Origin of the sequence: Micrococcus sp. HMSC31B01 (assembly GCF_001816085.1) — a bacterium.
Classification (GTDB): domain Bacteria; phylum Actinomycetota; class Actinomycetes; order Actinomycetales; family Micrococcaceae; genus Micrococcus; species Micrococcus luteus.
Genome location: NZ_KV824957.1, coordinates 1 through 550, shown reverse-complemented (window position 1 = coordinate 550; position 550 = coordinate 1). Strand labels below are relative to the sequence as shown.

The 550-nt window shown below is 77.3% G+C and carries 1 protein-coding gene; it reads left to right on the top strand.

The window, feature by feature from the left end:
• Nucleotides 1-93: 93 nt before the first annotated feature.
• On the top strand, nt 94-550 hold a 457-nt coding region (gene def / locus HMPREF3105_RS02015; protein WP_070708656.1), incomplete at its 3' end, for a peptide deformylase.

Genomic DNA, 550 nt, shown 5'->3' with positions numbered 1-550 from the left:
GTTCGGCGGCGGCTCCCACGCCGCCCCGGCCGTGGCGCCCGACGGGTCGTCGTCGCGCCCGGCGTCTGCCGAGGGCGGCGATAGGGTGACGGCGTGACCGTCCTGCCCGTCCGCACCATCCCCGACCCCGTCCTGCGCACCGCCGCGTCGCCCGTGCCCGCGGGTGCGGACGTGCGCGCCCTCGTGGCGGACATGATCGAGACGATGCACGCCGTCGGGGGCGTGGGCCTGGCCGCGCCCCAGGTGGGCGTGGGTCTGCGGGTCTTCGTGTTCGACGTCGCCGGCGTCGCCGGGCACGTGGTCAATCCCGTGCTCGAGACCGCCGGGCAGGCGCTGCGGGAGCCGGGCGAGGGGTGTCTGTCCGTGCCCGGGCTGCGCTACCACCCGGCGCGCGCCGCGGAGGCCGTCGTCCGCGGCACCGACGTGGACGGGAACCCGGTGGAGCACCGGGGGACCGGCCTGCTCGCCCGCTGCCTCCAGCACGAGACCGACCACCTCGACGGGATCCTCTACGTCGACCGCCTCGACGGCGAGGAACGCCGTGAGGCCC